Source organism: Paenibacillus sp. FSL R5-0341 (assembly GCF_037975235.1).
GTDB lineage: Bacteria > Bacillota > Bacilli > Paenibacillales > Paenibacillaceae > Paenibacillus > Paenibacillus amylolyticus_A.
Window position 1 is genome coordinate 2,290,440 of sequence record NZ_CP150241.1, and the last position, 16,789, is coordinate 2,307,228.

At 48.7% G+C, this 16,789-nt stretch carries 13 protein-coding genes; 8 read left to right on the forward strand and 5 right to left on the reverse strand.

The features are described 5' to 3' along the window. Window positions 1–186 precede the first annotated feature (186 nt). From MKX75_RS10440 to MKX75_RS10465, 6 genes are all read left to right on the forward strand, one after another. Window positions 187–1,173, forward strand: a complete 987-nt coding sequence (locus tag MKX75_RS10440) for a BadF/BadG/BcrA/BcrD ATPase family protein (RefSeq protein ID WP_076330533.1) — start codon at window positions 187–189, stop codon at window positions 1,171–1,173. A gap of 63 nt (window positions 1,174–1,236) precedes the next feature. Further along, window positions 1,237–1,674, forward strand: a complete 438-nt coding sequence (locus MKX75_RS10445) for a GNAT family N-acetyltransferase (RefSeq protein WP_076330534.1) — start codon at window positions 1,237–1,239, stop codon at window positions 1,672–1,674. A gap of 219 nt (window positions 1,675–1,893) precedes the next feature. Further along, window positions 1,894–2,352: a MarR family transcriptional regulator gene (locus MKX75_RS10450; protein ID WP_076330535.1), complete on the forward strand. Its 459-nt coding sequence runs from the start codon at window positions 1,894–1,896 to the stop codon at window positions 2,350–2,352. Continuing rightward, complete coding sequence (locus MKX75_RS10455) at window positions 2,349–5,516, forward strand: MMPL family transporter (RefSeq protein WP_339169538.1); 3,168 nt, start codon at window positions 2,349–2,351, stop codon at window positions 5,514–5,516. Before MKX75_RS10450 ends, MKX75_RS10455 begins: the two co-directional genes overlap by 4 nt. Before the next feature lie 199 nt (window positions 5,517–5,715). Beyond that, window positions 5,716–6,342 carry a GDSL-type esterase/lipase family protein gene (locus MKX75_RS10460; RefSeq protein ID WP_062833735.1) on the forward strand — a complete coding sequence of 209 codons (627 nt, stop codon included), beginning with the start codon at window positions 5,716–5,718 and terminating at the stop codon, window positions 6,340–6,342. Between the two features lie 92 nt (window positions 6,343–6,434). Next, window positions 6,435–7,496 (forward strand): phosphotransferase, encoded by a 1,062-nt coding sequence (locus MKX75_RS10465; RefSeq protein ID WP_339169539.1) that lies wholly within the window; start codon window positions 6,435–6,437, stop codon window positions 7,494–7,496. 112 nt (window positions 7,497–7,608) lie between these two features. Here the strand turns inward: MKX75_RS10465 and MKX75_RS10470 are convergent, their stop codons facing one another. The 3 genes from MKX75_RS10470 to MKX75_RS10480 form a co-directional block, all read right to left on the reverse strand. Continuing rightward, entirely contained in the window at window positions 7,609–8,286 is a 678-nt protein-coding gene (locus tag MKX75_RS10470) for a tetratricopeptide repeat protein (RefSeq protein ID WP_339169540.1), read from the reverse strand. A 14-nt stretch (window positions 8,287–8,300) separates the two neighbouring features. Further along, window positions 8,301–10,289: a translation factor GTPase family protein gene (locus tag MKX75_RS10475; RefSeq protein ID WP_339169542.1), complete on the reverse strand. Its 1,989-nt coding sequence runs from the start codon at window positions 10,287–10,289 to the stop codon at window positions 8,301–8,303. 216 nt (window positions 10,290–10,505) lie between these two features. Then, on the reverse strand, window positions 10,506–11,432 hold the full coding sequence (locus MKX75_RS10480) for an AraC family transcriptional regulator (RefSeq protein WP_339169544.1): 927 nt from the start codon (window positions 11,430–11,432) through the stop codon (window positions 10,506–10,508). Between the two features lie 141 nt (window positions 11,433–11,573). On the opposite strand from MKX75_RS10480, the gene MKX75_RS10485 reads away from it, so the two are divergent. Next, window positions 11,574–13,091: a tagaturonate reductase gene (locus MKX75_RS10485; RefSeq protein ID WP_339169546.1), complete on the forward strand. Its 1,518-nt coding sequence runs from the start codon at window positions 11,574–11,576 to the stop codon at window positions 13,089–13,091. Then, a complete protein-coding gene (locus MKX75_RS10490; protein ID WP_339169548.1) occupies window positions 13,088–14,602 on the forward strand; it encodes an altronate dehydratase family protein in 1,515 nt (504 codons plus the stop codon). Before MKX75_RS10485 ends, MKX75_RS10490 begins: the two co-directional genes overlap by 4 nt. Window positions 14,603–14,703: 101 nt before the next feature. Here MKX75_RS10490 and MKX75_RS10495 read toward each other — a convergent pair whose 3' ends face one another. Further along, window positions 14,704–15,390 (reverse strand): hypothetical protein, encoded by a 687-nt coding sequence (locus MKX75_RS10495; RefSeq protein WP_339169550.1) that lies wholly within the window; start codon window positions 15,388–15,390, stop codon window positions 14,704–14,706. A 38-nt stretch (window positions 15,391–15,428) separates the two neighbouring features. After that, window positions 15,429–16,382, reverse strand: a complete 954-nt coding sequence (locus MKX75_RS10500; RefSeq protein ID WP_076330543.1) for a YafY family protein — start codon at window positions 16,380–16,382, stop codon at window positions 15,429–15,431. Between the last annotated feature and the right edge of the window lie 407 nt (window positions 16,383–16,789).

Consider the following 16,789-nt stretch of genomic DNA (forward strand, 5'->3'; position numbering starts at 1 on the left):
CCGTTAATTGAACTGAATCTGTCCACAGCTGAGGCGATCGCGACGATTGAAGAAGAAAAGTATGATGAACCAACACAGTTTCGTTGTGAACTGCTTCGTTTCGCTGTACAAAAGCAATAAACTCTCTGCCGGGACCTAGTAATAGCCCGGCACTCTTATTGTTCGTTGGGAAGGGGATAGTTAAGGATGAATACATACGTGATTGGGATGGATGGAGGAGGAAGCCACACGCGTGTGGCTGTCGCCGATCAGTACGGAAAGCTCTTGTCCTATGTACAAAAGGGTGGTTGCAACCGTTATCACGATACTCATGCCGAGCAAAATGTGCTGGAAGGTATCGCTGAAGCTATAACCAAGGCTGGGCTCAAGCCAGACCAGATCGTCTCCATTCAGGCAGGCATGGCAGGTCTGGATCGGCCTGAAGATACAGTATGGGCGGAAGCGTTACTTGCTCGAACGGGGATTACTGGCAGAATCAGTGCAGTAAACGATACGCATATCGCACATACTGCGGCCTTCGACGGTGAGCCAGGTATTGTCGCTATTGGAGGTACAGGCTCTCTGATCCTTGGCAGAACGGAACGGGGGGCTTGGCTCCGCAACGATCAGTTCGGTCATTATGCACCGACAGCAGCACGTTTTCTGGCTTACGACACGGTTCATTCCATATTGGCAGGACGTTATGAGTCGCAGGATCAAGAATGGATTGAGCAGGTTTTAACGTATTGGCATGTAGGCTCTATCCGGGAGCTTGCTGCGCTGGGAGTGTCTGGTTTTGCTGAAAATAAACAGGCTACCAATCGGAGATTTGGTCAAATGGCACCTTTGGTGACTGAAGCAGCTGCCCGGAATATTCCCCTCGCGGTTAGGGTATGTGACTCTGCTGCCGATACAGCTGTTGTGGGTATCCTCATGCTGGCATGCTGTTTCGATCAGCCAACAGTGTCTATCGCGCTTACCGGAAGCTGTCTGAGTTCACCGTACATGGTGGAGGCTGTTCAGAAAGGACTGGATGCTGCCTATAGGCCCGAAGGGAAAAAAATCCAATACATAACAAGCAACTTGCCGGCAGTTGGGGGTGCATTGCTAGATGCCTATCATTTGGCGCAAATCAAGGTATCGGATAACATCCCGACTATGCTTCAATGCGAGCTGAATCGTTATATGACTTGAACTTTGAGAGGCTAACGACTACAATACGATAACGGAAACAAGCAAGGTATAGGAGGAATAAAGGTGTTAATTAATTTGAAATCACGCATAGAAGAGCCGGTAGTACAGGAGCTGTTATCTTACTCGGTCTTTCCTGATCCGGATCATCTGAAACGTGCGTTAAAACAATATGTAGAGAATGACGAACTGTATCTGGCCGGATACGAAGCAGAGGAGCAATTGATCGGTCTGATCGGTTATGAGCATACTGGCTCAAACGAGATCACCATCCACCATATAGCCATTCTGCCGGAGAACCGCTTCAAAAATTATGGTCGGGGCATGATTTCACAATTGCTGGAGAAATACAATCCTGACACTTTGATTGCTGAGACGGATCTGGAGGCCGTGGAGTTTTACCGGAATACGGGATTCGTCGTATATAGTCTGGGTGAGCTGTATCCAGGTGTGGAGCGGTTCCGTTGTGTGCTTGAAAAAGAGGAAGACACAGACGAAGAGTAACGCGAACGCAGTCTCTACTGTCTGGCATAGAAAACAGATTATCATTAAAGCAGGATGTTGGATTTGGCAATGAGCTGAGTCGGACGTCCTGTTTTTTTGTCGTTTTTATTATAAATCCAGGAAAAAGTATTGCTTCAAGAGATTGTTTCATTATAGAATAGTTTCACAGAAGAATAGTTCGTCAAGTGAACTATATGTATTTGGAAAGGAGAATGAAGAATGAGCACACCCGATGCAAAAAGTTTGGTGAACCGCTATTTGGATGCTTCGTTTATGGTAAACAAGCGGTTTGATACGCGAATACGCGAACAAGTGGGGCAGACCATAACGACCGATCAGTTCTGCGCACTTCGTCTGATTGAGGAGAAGCCTTCCTGCACACCCTCCGATCTGGCAGAGCTTCTGTGCATAGGCAAGAGCAGCATTACCGCTTTGGTCAATAAGCTGGTGGATCGCGATCTGGTCCATCGGGCCGGAGATGAACGTGACCGCAGGGTCGTGTATTTGACGCTGACGGAGACTGGAAGACAAGTGTATAGGGAAACAGAACAGGAAATACAGCAGATTCTGGAGCCATATCTGGTTCATTTTAAACCGGAAGAGGTTCGTAATTTCATTGAATCTTTTGAGAAGCTTGCAGCTTTGCTAACGCATGAAGGAGGACAGGAGAACGAATGAGAGCGATATTGAAAGCGCGATGGTGGTTAATGGGGCTATGGGTTGTTGTAGCTGCCGTATTAATGTTTACCGCCCCTAACATGAGTGAACTGATTCGGGAAAAGGGACAGTTTTCGGTTCCGGAAGGATACTCTTCCACCCGTGCTGCAGCGATTCTGAATGAAGCTGCAGCGCAAAAGGGAGAACAGCAAGGCAGCCAGATCGCTCTTGTATTTTATAATCCGGATGGTCTGGGTACCACGGGAAAACAAGAGGCAGAGAAGGCTGTTAAGCAATTGGAGGCCGACAAGCAGAAGCTGGGCATTCTGTCCATTCTGGAACCTTTCTCTCAGCCTGAGTTGTCCGAGAAGATGATCTCAGCTGACGGCAAAACCATTCTAACGTCGCTATCCATTGATCAGGGAGATCGTACGGTCAAGGAAATGCGGGAAGACCTGAATGAAGCATTGGAGTCCGTCAATGTGGAGCACTACATAACCGGTAAAGGTTTGATTGACGAAGATACCATTGAAAGTTCCCAAGAGGGGCTTAAGAAATCGGAATATATTACCGTTGTCTTTATTTTACTGATTCTGTTCCTGGTGTTCCGTTCGTTTGTAGCTCCGTTTGTCCCACTGCTGACGGTGGGGATCAGTTACATTGTATCGCAACAGATTGTTGCATTCCTGGTGGATGGGCTCGACTTCCCGATATCCACGTTTACACAGATCTTTATGGTCGCCGTCATGTTCGGGATTGGTACGGATTACTGCATCCTGTTGATCAGTCGGTTCAAGGAAGAACTGGCTCATCATGAGAATACGTGGGATGCCATCATTGCTACCTATCGTACTGCCGGTAAAACGGTACTCTTCTCCGCACTTGCCGTGCTGGTTGGATTCATTGCGATCGGCTTTGCCCAGTTTATGTTGTACCGCTCTGCGGTTGCTGTAGCTGTGGGTATCGCTGTGATGATGCTTGCCTTGGTGACGATCGTACCATTCTTCATGGCGGTGCTGGGCAAGAAGCTATTCTGGCCGTCGAAGGGTTCACTGGATCATGCCGAGAGCAAGATCTATGGTGCAGCTGGCCGCTTCTCGCTGAAACGTCCATGGGCTGCGCTGCTCATCGTCGCGGCTGTTTGTGTGCCACTTCTGGCAACCTACGATGGCAAACTGTCGTTCAACAGTCTCGATGAGATTGGTGAGAAGTATGATTCAGTAAAAGCATTCAACATTATCTCTGACAGCTTCGGTCCAGGTGAATCATTGCCGGGTCAGATCGTTGTTCAGAACGATGAAGCGATGGATAATGCGAAATATATGGCCGTTGCTGAGAAAATCAGCCGGGAAGTAGAGAAAGTACCTGGGATCTCCGGTGTCCGCAGTATGACACGACCTACGGGTGATGAGATCAAAGATTTTGAAGTTACACAGCAAGTGGGAACATTATCGGATGGACTTGGTGAAGGCAAGACGGGTCTGGACAAAATCCGTGATGGTCTGAGTGAAGCGAGCAGTCAACTAAGTAAAAATGAACCACAGTTAAAAGAAGCTGCCGATGGGGCAGGTGAACTGACCAAAGGAACCACCCAGTTGCAAACGGGTATCGCGCAACTAAGTGAGGGACTTGGCCAGATTGAAAAAGGGATTCGAGATGGTTCCTCAGGTGCGGGTGACCTGAAAGCAGGACTTCAGCAAGCCAAAACGAGCGCAGATCAACTCGCGCAGGCGAACAATCAGTTGCTTGAAGCCTATCGTCAGGCAGGAGCAGGAGTCGCTGCACTGAGCGATGGAACCCGCGAACTGGAGCAACAGCTGAATGGGGTTTCAACGGCTTTAACCAGTCTGTCTGAATCCTTCACAGCACTCGAAGAACGTTATCCTGAGTTGCAGCAAGATACGGATTACCAGCGTATCAAAGGTACGATTGGTGAAACAGGTTCTGGTACAGCCCAGCTCGCTCAAGGTTTGGGTCAGATTAAGACCAAGCTGGGAGAAGCCGCAGCTGGAATTAATCAGGCCAATGAAGGCTTTGCCTCCGCAGCAGCCGGACAGAAGGCTCTTGCCGATGGTCTAAGCCAGATTGTAACGGGAATCAGTCAGCTTGAGACAGGTCTGAAACAGGCCGCTGATGGTCAAGGAAAAGTCATTAAGGAGATACCTTCCATCCAGAACGGGCTTGGTCAGCTTCAAGGTGGACAGGAGAAAATCCAGCAAGGCTTCTCGGATCTGAGTGGTCAGCTGACACAATTAACAGATGGCCTGAATCAAAGTGTCGATGGTATTAAACAGGTATCCGGTGGACTGGATTCAGCGCAGGACTACCTGACGCAATTGCAAAATTCACCGGATTCCGATCTGGCAGGCTGGTACGTTCCTGAAGAAGCACTGAACAGCAAAGACTTCACACAGGTATTTGATACGTATCTGTCCCAAGACCGGAAGACGATGACGATTGATGTTATTTTCGCCGAAAATCCATACGGAACAGAAGCCATTGATCTTGTTCCTGACATTGAGGCGGCAGTACATCGTGCGGTACAGGGCAGTACGCTTGAAAAAGCCGATATTGCCGTAGGTGGGGTTACCAGTACGTTTGCAGATCTGCAGGAGATCTCAAATAACGACTATACACGTACTGTAATGCTGATGCTGGCGGGCACATTTATTATTCTGGTCGTTCTGCTTCGTTCCGTGATTATGCCATTGTATCTGATCGTTTCCTTATTACTGGCTTATTTCACATCGATGGCGCTAACCGAAGTGGTGTTTGTTAATATTCTCGGATTCGCAGGCATTAGCTGGGTTACTCCGTTCTTCGGATTTGTCATGCTAATTGCACTGGGTGTGGATTATAGCATCTTCCTGATGGACCGTTTCAATGAGAACAAAGGCATGAAGGTACAGGATGCGATGTTGTACGCCATGAAGAACATGGGAACCGTAATTCTATCCGCAGCCGTCATTCTGAGCGGTACATTTGCTGCCATGTATCCATCCGGTGTTCTCTCGATGATGCAGATTGCCACAGTAGTCCTTAGCGGACTGGTCTTGTACTCTCTGTTGTTCCTGCCATTCTTCGTCCCAGTGATGGTGAAGATGTTTGGCCGGGCCAACTGGTGGCCGTTCCCTAACAAGGAACAGGCGGATTCCGTTGATTCGGATCGGACCATAGGCATGTAATGCATTGTAATGGATTAGGCTCTGCCGCCTTATGCGGCAGGGCTTTTTCTTTTTTTACCTCAACAGAAGAAGCACGGTCTTGTGCAAAAGAAAGGTGCATGCCTAAGGACACCATCCCGCGCCTTGTCTTGCCGCTCATCATAAGATATAGAGCAGTTCATTATTGTTCAGAGAAATCACAGCAGAGAGGGGCGACGGGATGGTATATCGATATGTGGCTATAGGAGATTCATTAACGGTAGGTACAGGAGCGTTGCTGGGCACCGGCTTTGTTCCTTTATATCGGCGAATGGCGGAAATGAATGTTCGTACGTTTGTATCCATGGAAAATATGGGCGTGAATGGACTGACGTCGGGGGAAATGTTGCAGATGATCTCTTCGCATCCCCGAGTGCGGCAATCGCTCCGTGAAGCGGATATCATTACCATATCCATTGGCGGAAATGATTTGATTCGTACGTTTAAAGCAAGTAATGGCATTCCAAATGCCAGCAAAATGACACAGGTGCTCGGAGAAACCCGTAGTAATGTATCCCAGATCATGCGGCACATTCGGCAGTTAAAGGGCAACAGTGAGTATATGGTCCGATCCATCGGATTGTACAACCCGTATCCACAAGCGACGGAAGCTGCGTACTGGGTGCGCCAATATAATTCGTTTCTGAATGGAGCGGGATCAGGCAACTATGCGTGTGCTCAAGTCTATGACAGGTTTGAGGGCCGTGAACGTGAACTGTTGTTCTGGGACAGAGTGCATCCCAATGCAAGAGGGTATCGTGTCATTGCAGAGCAGCTTAATCGGACCGGATACTATCCATTCTCTTGATCACTTTGGAACAGAACTAGACCGAGCGATGGACTTCCTTTAAGATAATTAGAGGACAGTTCCATTATGTGAGATAAAGGGGTTAATATTTGGTGCAAAACATCGATTCCGGTTCCCTCCATCATTCAGAGCAGCAGCGTATATCCGAAGTGTTGGCCTTATATGGTTTCACATCGGACTGGAAAGGTGAGCGTGGAAAGGGTGGGATGAATAATTCTACCTACATGCTCCATGTAGACGGGGCTAATTACGTCATGAGACAATATGAAACACATAATGATTCGATGAAAATTGCCTTTGAACACGAGGTGCTGGAAGCCCTCCAACGTTCGAATTTTAAGCTAGATACACCTTCACCTGTAGGACGGTTATCTGGTGAGGGAGGTACATTCCTTGCTGTAAAAGAAAACCTCACAGGTCACACCAAAATCGTGACTTTGTTTCATTATCGGGAAGGCGTCAATCCCATCTGGCATACACCAGATCAATTGATAGGGCTCGGTAAAGCGGCGGGGGCCCTGTCTTCTGTTATGGCTACGCTGGAGATACCAATTGAACCTGTGTATCCACCATACTATCGAATTCAGGATGCGTATCCGCTCTGTTCACCAGAACGATTATTACAGCTATGCACATCACCACCGGAGCAATTGGTCGCATGTTCGAATGAACTGAAGCAGTTGAGGGATGTGCTGCCAGATCTGTTTGAAGCCCTGCGGGGTATGGAACAGTTGCCACATCAATTGGTTCATGGGGATGTGAATGCTTCGAATGTATTGGCAGATCAGCAGGATGGTGAAATCTGTGCCATTTTGGATTTTGAATTTGCGACATGGGATTTGCGGGTAATGGAGCTGGCTGTTCCGATGTCTGACCTCCTCACCATGGACAAGAGTGAAGATTGGATGTGGCAGGCACAGGAGGGACTGATCAGGGGATTTCGGGAACAGGTCAGCCTGAAACCGGAAGAGTTGCTGGCCATACCTCAATTGATTTTGCTGCGCAGTCTGGATGTGGTCATGCATTTCATCAGTCGCATGTTCGAGGGTACAGATGAGCCCGAAGTGGCTGTAGATCAGATTGTGAAGCTCAAACAGCGGATCGACTGGATGCGTGATCATGAAGAACGACTGCGTGAGATATTGGTGTATTAATATCGTTGCTATAAATAAAGTGCACTGTTTCTGCTCAAACGAGGGCAGAGATCAGTGCACTTTATTGGTTAGAAGAGTGATAAACGCGTGTTATTGCGTGAATCAAACGAGGTTACAATCCACGCTTACGGAACCAACTGCGGACAGCCCAACGGCGCTCCTGACGTTTCTTGTATTTGGGCAATGAACGGTACACGTTCAAGGATTGCTCGTAAGCCTGCTTCGCATCTGCATTGCGTCCGAGGGAACGATGAACTGAGCCGAGCAGATAATAAGCTTCACTGGATGAGGAATGAATTTCCTGAAACTGATGCACATAATTCAGCGCTTTGTCCTCATGCGTATCTTTGAAGGCTCCAGCAAGGGTGAGATACGGACGTCCATACTTGACTCTGGGGTTGATCTCGAGGGCTTGCAGAATATGACGTTCGCCTTTTTCGATGTTGCCCAAATGAAGCTCAGTCGTCCCTAATGCCTCCCAATACTCAGCTGATTGCTCATAGGGGCGTTCCAGTTCAAGCAATAACGCATGTGCCTCGCTGTAACGTTTGCGCTCAATCAGCAGGCGAGCCAATTCCAGCTTGGAAGAAACTTCATTGGGACTCATGGCAAGCTGTTGGCGAAGCCGGGAGATGTTACGCATACGCTTGAGAGGTTTCGTGAAGCTTGGGAATACGCCAACATAGCGACGATCCAGGAAGTACAGTATTACGAGTAAAATTAGAATGGCAATGAACGGATTACCTATAATCCGCCATAGAAGGCCAAAGATAAGAAATTTAATAAGCACAAGGTCAACTCCATTTATGATGTAATCGCGTTTCGTACACTTAAAATATACTTCGATTGATCCAGCGGGTTAACCCCTCTGCGTTTGCGAGTATGAGTCACATCTGCAGGACAATCCTGATATCCGGCAAATGAAGTCGTGAGCACCCCGCGGCCACTTGTCTCGGAACGCAGTTTCACCGGATAATCCATTGAGGTGGCAAGAGGCATAACTCCTTCAATAATACAACGTCCGTTACCAATGACGGGTGCTTCGAAGGTTGCACGCATATATACCAGATCGCTGAGGGCTTTTCCGCCATATTCTTCCGGGACCGTCAGTCTGAACTGAAGGAGGGGTTCTAACAAAGTGGTACCTGTTCTCGCCAATCCATCCATGATTCCCATCGGCGTGGCTACGACAAAATCAAGCGGATGGGTATGCCAGACATGATGTTCCCCTTCCACCAGCGTGATGCGCAGATCGGTTACTTCCCAACCGAGCATGCCTTGAGACAGTGCTTCGGGAATCCGCCGTTCGACTTCATTCTGATAACGTAGCAGCAGATCATCTGTCCTTACGGTTGAGGTATAGATCAGACCGCTTCCACGAGGCAAAGGTTCAATTCTGAAGCGTAGGATGGCCCAGCAGGGCTTAGGCATCGTGTAGGCAATATAACCTTCTCCTGCTGCACGTGGCGTTTCCTTATAGATGACGGATGGCGGGTCGAATACGACATCCAGTCCGAAACGACTCATTAACAAGCTGGATAAAATCTCAAGCTGAATAGTTCCCATAACCTTGAGATGCAGCTCTCGTTCCTCCGGCAACCATTGCAGATCAAGCAAGGGGTCTTCGTCCGTCAACGCCTGTAATGCAGCCACAAGATCGGGGTAACGTGCCGGGTCCCTACCATGTACTTGCACGGTCAGCAAAGGCACAGCCATCTGTGGCAGAGGAGGTACACCTTCAGGATTGCCGATAATGTCACCCACATGGGTGTCACTCAGTCCGTACAGCGTAGCGATCTGCCCCGCGTGAACGGCACCGGTATCTGCCCATTTCCGTCCATCCATGCGGCGAATCTGCGTTATTTTCTCCTCAAGCTCCCGCGTCGAATTATAGATGGTATCCCGGTTGTGAAGACTACCACCATACATGCGGACGTAGGCCGTGCGTCCCATCGTGCGGTCACGTTCAATCTTGAACACAACACCCGATACGGGAGAATCCACTGGCTGTGGAGGTGGAGGCAGAAATGCAAGGACTGCGTCCAGCAATGCCGTGACGCCAATTCCTTTGCCGGAAGCACCGTAACACACAGGGAACATCTCACCCTGATGCACATACCGCAGGAATGATTCGTTTAGATCCCTTTGGGATAACGCAGTCTCTTGAATGTAGGCTTTCATGACTTTTTCGTCCAGCTCCGCAAGTATCTCGAACAGACCTGGAATGGAAGGTGTGCCACCGGACAGCGTATCTTGATTCTCATTCCATAGGGAGTCGATGCCATGAAATGACTCTTCATGGCGTTGATACGTTTGGATTTCGCATGCGAAGGGAGACAGGGTGGAACGAATCTGCTCCATTACTGCTGGTGCAGACGCGCCAATCCGATCCATTTTATTGATATAGATGATGGTAGGAATGCGAAGTGAACGAAGGGCATGCCAGATGGCTTCACTTTGGGACTGAACCCCCTCCACTGCTGATAGAATCAGAATAGCGCCATCCATTACGCGCAGTGTTCGCTCTACTTCGGAGCTGAAATCAATATGCCCAGGCGTATCAATAAGGTCAATGATGGTGTTCTTCCAGATCAGAGAGGTCATAGCTGCTTGAACGGATATGCCACGTTCTTTCTCAATGTCCAGCGAGTCTGTGGCTGTTGTTCCGTCATCCACGCGTCCCGGACTGCGGACGACACCACTCTCATATAACATATGCTCGGTGGTAGTTGTTTTCCCCGCATCCACATGGGCGAAGATGCCGATATTCCTGCGATTCAATTCGTTTAACATGGAATGTTAAGCTCCTCTGACAACGGAATGCAATGTTTCCGACAATTAATAATCCAGATTATCATACCACATCTTCCATATGGAAGAATATGTGGATATATATGATTAGGGCGTGTCTAAAACTCGCTGAAGTATATCTTTTACCGACTTTTCGCCCCCTGCTGACTCACTTTCCCTCGACGTGCCCCGGCACCTATGTTCCAGTCTGTTTCTATTTTAACGTGAGCTGTTCATGGTTCTGCGGTAAGCTGCGGGCGTTGTGCCGGTTAATTTTTTGAATTGACGGTAAAAGTGGGGCAGGCTGTCAAACCCGCAAGCATCAGCTACGGCTGCCATTGTCTCATCGCCTTGCACCAGATGTTCTTTCGCCATAATGACCCTTCGCGCTAATGCGTAATCCGTCAGAGTCATGCCCGTGTATCGTTTGAAGGCACGGCTGAAATGAGCAGGGGATACAGAGGCGTACTGGGCCAGTTCAGGGAGGGACAGGCCATTCCGAAGGTTATCGTCAATATGAGAGATCGTAGAAGAGAGCCACGAGGGACCGGGAGTAGATTTACTCGGATTCGCAGGTCCCGAGGCTTCCAGACGTTCCAGAAAAATAAGCAATAGTTGCAGCCTTAACAGGGCCGCATGTGCACTCAGATGATGTCCGAGCTGAAATTCGGTCTGAATATCATCAATAAGGGCGGCCACCTGTGATTGCTCTTCTGTGTCCAGATGTCTCTTATACACCCGTTGTCTGCGACAACGTTCAAACAGACTCAGCAAGGAAGAAGCAGCTCCCCCGGCGGTCGATGCCAGCAATCCCGGGCTGAAGAACAAAGCGGAAGATGTGACAGGGTTGCCTGCATCCGGCAAGGCGCGGTGAACCGTACTGCCTGGGATAATGAACAGATCTCCTTCCTGCATATCCTCAAGTCCTGTATCAATAAAGATGCTGCCCTGACCACGATATACATAGATAATCTCATGCCAATCGTGAAGGTGATCCGGCAATTCGTTTTGAGGGGATTTTGTATCGCTGTACACCAAGCGGAACGGAATACCGGATTCTGCCTGGATAGTCGTACGAACAGGTGAACGCTCCATAAAGACTCCTTTCCAAACCAGCGTCTTCAACGAGATGTTATAGCTAGTCATGAGAGAGTATATTTACCGCAATATAAGCAATTTAATTTCCTTTTATTGATGATACAATGAATTTAAAGCGTTTACAATATAAGGGTGCTAAGCCTTTGGGCGGCATTCAGAGTGTACAAATAATCGATGAGGTGAGTGTCCATGTCGGCAAGCACGAAACGGCCAAGGTTGAAGCTGAATTTGCTCGGGAACGACGGTCAGCGCAAGTGCAAGGAGATTATGGAGCGTCCCGTGAAGGTTTTGCAGATCGGAGAAGGTAATTTCTTGCGGGGATTTGCAGACTGGATGCTTCATGAGAGTGCCAGACAAGGCAAATTCCATGGGAGTGTAGCTGTTACTCAGCCACGGCCTGGAGGCAAAGCAAAGCTGGAGCAGATTCGCGATCAGGATGGGTTATATACCATGATCACGCGTGGGCTGTCTCAAGGAAAGCCGGTTGAGCGGACAGAGTTGATCTCCATTTTCTCACAGTGTATCAATCCGTATGAGGAATGGGATGCCTTTCTGAACTTTGCGGAACTGCCTTCACTTGAGTTCGTTATTTCCAATACAACCGAATCAGGATTGAAATATAAGTATGTGGATTATATCGAGGGTGAACCCGTTCAATCATTTCCGGGGAAATTAACGGTTTTTCTGCATCAGCGATATTTGAAATTTGATGGTGATCCATCCAGAGGTTTGATTCATCTCCCATGTGAACTGCTTGAAGGCAATGGTGATGTGCTGCGCAGTTGTGTCCTCCGTCATAGTGAGGATTATGGGTATTCGGATGGCTTCCGTTCATGGATCGAGAACCATAATCACTTCTTGAATAATCTGGTAGATCGAATCGTAACAGGTGCGCCGACCCAGGAGGAAGCCGATTCCCTGACGAATCGCTGGGGTTATGAGGACCAGTTGATTAATACGGCAGAGCCATATCATTTCTGGGCCATTCAGGGTGATGAATCATTGGACAAAAAGCTACCACTCAAGCAAGCGGGCCTCAATGTACATTGGGTGAAAGATCTGAAGCCGTTTCAGATACGCAAGGTTCGGATTTTGAATGGGGCACATACCCTAATGTCATCACTGGGAATTCTGCAAGGCAAGCAACATGTGAGAGAAACGATGGAGGATTCGCACTTTGGCCCATGGATCCGGGAAGCTGTACATCAGGAGATCGTACCTGCTCTGGATATGCCGGATCATCAGCTGGAACAGTACGCGGAAGAAGTGTTCGAACGTTTCCTTAACCCGTACATTGATCACAAATTGCAAGATATTGCATTAAATACGATCGGAAAATTCAAGGTTCGTGTGCTGCCTACACTATTATCCTATGAGCAAAACCAGGGAAGCTGGCCAGAACGTTTAATTCTGGGGTTTGCGGGATTACTGTGTCTCTATCGTCCTGTAAATACGTCAGAAGGTTACAAAGCACAACGACTGAATGGGGAGGACATTCTGCTGCGGGATGATCCGGATGTCCTGGCCGCTTTGGCTGCACACTGGGAAGGTTATGACACGCTTAACAGGAATCAGAACCAACTGGCTGAGCGGGTAGCGGCTGTGTTGTCGGATACCCTGATCTGGGGCGAAAATCTGGATGCAAGAGAAGGGTTGCGTGAAGCACTTGTTCGTGAAATTGGTTTGTTGGAAGGTGAAGGGAAATGAACACCACAAGTACAATTAATGACTGGATTGCCATTCAACCACAGGATGATGTCATTATAGCGCTTCGGGATTATGCCAAAGGAGAACGCATTACACTGCCAGACGGAGTTTCTTTTACCTTGCTGGATGACGTGCCCAAAGGGCATAAGATTGCTGTGCATACCCTGGCACCGGGTGATGATGTGATGAAGTATGGTTTCTCCATCGGCATTGCCAAAGAGCAGATTGAGCAGGGGAGCTGGATTCATAGTCACAACTTGAAGACGGGTCTGCACGGCTTGCTTGAATATGAGTACCAACCGGGAGCACAGGTTCAGACGGATATGCCTCCGGAACATCTACGCTCATTCGATGGATATTTACGTCCTAATGGTGAAGCCGGTATCCGTAATGAAATCTGGATTGTGAATACGGTTGGGTGTATTAATAAAGTGTGTGAAGCATTGGCACGTATGGGTCAGTCCCAGTTTGGAAGTCGGGTAGATGGTGTATATCACTTTCCGCATCCATTCGGATGTTCACAGCTTGGTGATGACCTGAAATATACCCAACAGTTGCTGGCCTCCTTGGTGGAACATCCGAATGCAGGGGGCGTGCTGGTCATCGGTCTGGGCTGTGAAAACAACCAAGTAGACGAGTTCCGTGAATGTATTGCTCCGGAATACCGAGGCAAAGTACGGTTTCTCAAAGCGCAGGAAACAGATGACGAGCTTGAGGAAGGGCTTCGACTGATGGAAGAACTTGTGGAGATCGCTGAACATGAACAGCGGCAGCCGCTTCCGCTCAGTAAACTCAAAATTGGTTTGAAGTGTGGCGGTTCCGATGGTTTATCCGGTATTACAGCCAATCCGCTGGTCGGTGCAGTTGCTGATATGCTGGTGGCTGCCGGCGGTACGGCGATTCTGACGGAAGTTCCGGAGATGTTTGGTGCGGAGACGATCTTAATGAATCGGGCTGCCAATGAGCAGGTCTTTCACGATTTGGTGGACCTTGTGAATGGGTTCAAACAATATTTTGTGAACCATGGCCAGAACATCTATGAGAATCCTTCTCCTGGTAATAAGGCTGGCGGCATCACAACGCTGGAGGAAAAGTCACTTGGATGTACACAAAAGGGAGGACGTTCTTCGGTAGTCGACGTGCTGCGCTATGGTAAACGTGTAACTCAAACCGGTCTGAACATTGTAGAAGCACCGGGTAATGATCTGGTGTCTGTTACGGCACTGTCTGCAGCCGGTGCACATATTGTGCTCTTCACAACAGGGCGGGGGACTCCCTTCGGAGGTCCGGTACCTACTGTCAAGATTGCGACCCAATCCGATCTGGCGAATCGCAAAAAACACTGGATTGACTTCAACGCTGGCCAGTTGTTGGAGGGGCAGACGATGGATGAGGTGAAAGTACAGCTGTTCAGCCAACTGATTGACATTGCTTCAGGACGGTCACACACACTCAGTGAGCAGCATGGATTCCGGGAGATTGCCATATTCAAGGATGGCGTAATTCTCTAAATCCATTGTCGATGGGGGCTGTTGAACGTCTGGGTTACATTATATGGTGAACCGCAGCCAATTCCGGTTGAAATGTGCACTACAACCGGAATTGGCTTTATTTAGATTCCACGGATGCCAAGGGCTTTGGCGATGCTTGATAATGCCGCTGGTGAAGCATGTTGTTGCAGTTGAGCCACCAGCAGTTCACGCGCTTCGGCAACACTTCCTTCAAACGGCTGAATGCCGTGACGTTGCATCCAGTGACCAGCAGTCTCGTACGCAGAGCTATTCCAGGCGACTTTGCCTTCTGCGAGCCCTTCTTTTTCTTTGGTGCCACTAATCACAATGGCTGCACAGCCCTGAAGGTCGAGAAATCCACGGTCAAATGCTTTTTTGTCTTCTTTTGCTCCAAATCCTGCTTGAGAACGAAGGGCACGTCCATCGATGCCTTCCTGTTCTGCAACTAACGCATGGAGTTTGAACGCTTCACGGGACAGTATACCCGCCTCATACTGTTCCTCGATGGTTCTGGAGTCGGCAAGCAGTCGGTGTACCCAAGGGAAGTATTCACTCGAGACAAGAAGCGCTTTCTTTTTGACGAACTTTCCATATGCAGCAATGCCCTCTTCGGCCAGGCGTGAACGCCATAACCAGGGATCCAAATCATCATCCTTGTGCCAATGTTCTTTGGGGGTTAGCGATGACAGTGAAGGGTATTCGGTAAATAGGGGAGCAAGAGGCAGCAGTCCTATAGACTGGATACGCTGTACTGCTTCTTCGTACGTTACAACGGGTTCATATGTCATGATATCAGCAGACTCCTTTATGCAGTATGGTGAAGAGATTACTTGGTTGAAGCAAGGTATATCCGGCTCACTTCCTCGGCATGCTGACGAATCTCGCTGCGAAGTTGGAGAGGTTCAATCACTTCAGCTTCACGTCCCAAGCGGTAAAAGAATCGTACGGCCCAGTCCCATTCTCCTGGTGGACAAATGAATGACAATTCCCAGAGATCCTGGGCAATTTCAATCATCTTTTCGCCGATATGCTCATCCTGTTCGGCTTCAATCATCCCCCGATAACTCAGTCGCACCGTCACCCGAGTTGGCGGCTGTTCTGGAGGGATCGGGTTGCTCTGCTGTTGCTGTGCCTGTTCGTTCAGCACCTGTGTATCCTGTGGTTCGATCGCCTTGACATCGATAATTCGGTCGACCCGGAACAGACGCTGCTCACCATGTTCGATGGAATATGCTTCACAGTACCAGAAGCCGGAGGAAGCATACACCCGTGAAGGGCAGATATGCAACCATCGCTGACGCGATACGGATCGATACAGCACATTGATCCATCCATGTTCAGGTATGCATGCCAGCAGCGCGTCCAGATGAGGAAGGATGTAATTGCGGTCTGGAATATGATGATGCAACTGTTGGAGCATGGGGTCGATTCGCGACATGATATCATCCGGAATGATGGCCTTAACTTTGTTCATCAGGGTCCAGCGTTTCTCATGAAAGGGTGTGTCGGCGTAGCGACTCAGACCCTCAAGAGCGAATATGAGCGTCGCTGCCTCAACCGGGTCCAGCTGCAATGGGGGCAATACGTAACCCTCCATAAGTCTGAAGCCGCCTCCCGGACCGGAAATGGCAATAATGGGCACATTCATTTCCGAGAGGGACTGAATATCCCGGAGAATGGTGCGACGGGAAACTTCAAATTTCTCGCCCAATGAGTGTGCTGTTTCGTGACCATGCTGTAATGCCATAACGATGGCGGCAAGCCGATTTGTTCTGTTCATGTCAGCCACTCCGTTTCGTTCATTGCCCCGCCGGAAAGTGATGTCGTAGTTATAATTCTATTGTAACAGCTTATAAGTGACATCATGAGTGTCACCAATATTTCAGCTGCAACATTATTTTCCAATGGATCAGCTACATGGTTCACACAAGCAAGTTCCGGCGGGCTTCATTAAAATGTGTGTCTCGTCCAATTCGCTTTACATACTGATATTTCCTTCTATCAAAAATACCACAGATAATACCAAAAACCCGTATCCGATGTAGACGGATACGGGAAGTAGCAGCTTTTGGCTTACAGAAGACGATAAAGGTATGGAATCTATACCAATATCCTCACTGAAGACAAAAATAAGCTTAAAAGAGATGTACATGTGACACTTTGTATCACGTGCTTTTCCTTTGCAAT

Excerpts from the sequence above, each read along its gene's own strand:
- MKX75_RS10440 (WP_076330533.1), top strand. The coding sequence starts at position 187 with ATGAATACATACGTGATTGGGATGGATGGAGGAGGAAGCCACACGCGT.
- MKX75_RS10455 (WP_339169538.1), top strand. The coding sequence starts at position 2,349 with ATGAGAGCGATATTGAAAGCGCGATGGTGGTTAATGGGGCTATGGGTT.
- MKX75_RS10490 (WP_339169548.1), top strand. The coding sequence starts at position 13,088 with ATGAACACCACAAGTACAATTAATGACTGGATTGCCATTCAACCACAG.
- MKX75_RS10460 (WP_062833735.1), top strand. The coding sequence starts at position 5,716 with ATGGTATATCGATATGTGGCTATAGGAGATTCATTAACGGTAGGTACA.
- MKX75_RS10450 (WP_076330535.1), top strand. The coding sequence starts at position 1,894 with ATGAGCACACCCGATGCAAAAAGTTTGGTGAACCGCTATTTGGATGCT.
- MKX75_RS10495 (WP_339169550.1), bottom strand. The coding sequence starts at position 15,390 with ATGACATATGAACCCGTTGTAACGTACGAAGAAGCAGTACAGCGTATC.
- MKX75_RS10475 (WP_339169542.1), bottom strand. The coding sequence starts at position 10,289 with ATGTTAAACGAATTGAATCGCAGGAATATCGGCATCTTCGCCCATGTG.
- MKX75_RS10485 (WP_339169546.1), top strand. The coding sequence starts at position 11,574 with ATGTCGGCAAGCACGAAACGGCCAAGGTTGAAGCTGAATTTGCTCGGG.
- MKX75_RS10480 (WP_339169544.1), bottom strand. The coding sequence starts at position 11,432 with ATGACTAGCTATAACATCTCGTTGAAGACGCTGGTTTGGAAAGGAGTC.
- MKX75_RS10500 (WP_076330543.1), bottom strand. The coding sequence starts at position 16,382 with ATGAACAGAACAAATCGGCTTGCCGCCATCGTTATGGCATTACAGCAT.